The organism is Priestia sp. P5_B4 (assembly GCF_056400385.1).
Genome location: NZ_JBFULJ010000686.1, coordinates 1 through 2,059, shown reverse-complemented (window position 1 = coordinate 2,059; position 2,059 = coordinate 1). Strand labels below are relative to the sequence as shown.

The 2,059-nt window shown below is 38.6% G+C and carries 2 protein-coding genes; one reads left to right on the top strand and one right to left on the bottom strand.

The window, feature by feature from the left end; genetic code table 11:
* Positions 1-101: 101 nt before the first annotated feature.
* The gene (locus AC1DRF_RS24700; RefSeq protein WP_427076221.1) at positions 102-1,502 is read right to left on the bottom strand and encodes an alpha/beta hydrolase; all 1,401 of its coding nucleotides are present in this window, start codon (positions 1,500-1,502) and stop codon (positions 102-104) included.
* 201 nt (positions 1,503-1,703) lie between these two features.
* On the opposite strand from AC1DRF_RS24700, the gene AC1DRF_RS24695 reads away from it, so the two are divergent.
* A partial coding sequence (locus tag AC1DRF_RS24695) for a staygreen family protein (RefSeq protein WP_477741934.1) occupies positions 1,704-2,059 on the top strand: 356 nt, incomplete at its 3' end.

Below are 2,059 nucleotides of genomic sequence, written 5' to 3'. Positions count from 1 at the left end.
TTCTTATCGTACTATAATATTTTGTATTCACCAAAGGTGTTTTTATTCAAACATTGCTTTTCCAAATTAAAAACCGCACCTTTGGCACGGTTTTGAACGATTTATTTTTCTGTTGATATGCTTTTCTTTGTAGTCAACGGCAGCACGTCTTCCTCTGTTTTTAGATCCTTTACATGCATTTCCTTGAGAGGCGCACTTATTTTCTTATTTTTCGGAGGTTCTTCAAAATTCTCCACCCAATCACATAGCAGTTCAAATCCTTGATACACATAAGGCAGGAGAGGCTGAAGCTTTCGATCTGGGTCAATTTGATGATTCCATACTAAGCTATCAATGTGGTTGCCATTTTCAATTACATAGTGACGATGAAGGTGCTGCTTACCAGAATCTTTTACCAGTTGTTCATAAGGAAAAGCATGAATATCCGGAAAAATAAGAGCATCTAACGACCCTGTAATGCTTATCAACGGAACGGAAATATCACCTGTATTTTCAATTTCACGAACCCTTTGCTTTACATCTTGCGGTCTTTCTTGATAATCATACTTTTCAAAAATAGAATCTAATGAACGATCTCTAACTCCATTTTCAAAAAGCGTCAAGTATTTTTGCCATGGAATGCTTGCAGGTGCTTGACTGTCAAACTCATCTCTATATATATTAAGCGTTAAAAACCAATAATACTGGTCATGATATGGCCATAAAAACTCAGATCCTTTTGGCAACCCTGCTTGATACAAACGGTGCAAAGCTTCTTTTTGCGATTCACCTACGGTGTACAGTGCTTCTTCGGCATGATTTACAACAGGTGTTAAGGAAGTAATCAAGTTATCGTGATCAGCTCGCCACATAACCCCTTCCCATTCAACGCCTCCATTAAAAAGCTGAGGCTCTCCATTTTTTCCATCGTTTTCTAAAGCATAGCGAACAACATAACCCCCGTTAGAAATACCTAACGCATACGTTTTTATATCAAAATATTCTGTCACTTCTTTTTGAAGTTTGTGACGATAATTTTCAAACAAAAATCTCTGAGCTATTTTTGTCACTTCTCGGTATTGAATATGCCATTTTCTAATGGAGTCTTCTTCTTTGACTAGAGCGTTCTTTGCTTTAGCAAATGGATCATCTCTCACTTCTTCTCCCTGAGTTCCTTTATCAGAAGCAGCAAACGCAAACCCTTTTGCCAACACATAGTCGCTGAATAGTAAATCCGTTGATTTCTCATCTCGGGTAGCTGGGACTCCTGACATAACTAACTTTCCATTCCAATCATCAGGAATTCGAATGAGAAATTTACCACCATCAACTTCACCTTCTACTTGAACGCCCGTTATTTCTTCAGGCTGATACATGTAATACCATCCATTTTTTTCTTCTTTTGTTCCCCAATAGATAGGAGCCAGCCCAATGTTCCCATAGGCAGTCGCTGCTTGAAATTGAAGAGGATTTTTAGTCGTTAGCCAGTTTCCATACTTACCGTCAAACGTTGTGATATTCAAGTGATAACCTCCATTCACATTTGCTTTTGAAGACACTCTTGGGGACTGTACACGCATAATTCCAGCTAAATATTACCATCCTTTTCTCAAAAAGTACATCAAAACGCCTTTCTTACAGAAAGAAAGTAGACATTTATCACAACTGAGCCTATAGCGCCGTATAATATTGAAATTTATTCAAAAAAAGGAGTGTCAATGACTATGAGTTCGTTTAATCCTTCAAAACTTTCTACGACTCTTATTCCCCCTGCTACTTCCTCCTATCCGGTTTCCGGAAGAAAATATACTCTTACTCATTCTGATACAACCGGTCAGCTTTTTTTAAGCATCGGATGTTCATATAACAACAAGGCGATAGATAAAAATATGCGTGATGAAGTACTAGCTGCTCTTCACGTAACAGACCGACAAGCAGTTATTCAAGGCGAAGTTTTTGTTAGCGGAGGCGAGTTCAGCCGCGAGCAAGCGCAGCTTCGTTATCAAATTTTCCGTCGTGAACTCCCCCTTGCTTTAGAAGCAATGTTTTACGGAGATCAAGCGTTTTTTCAACATTATCC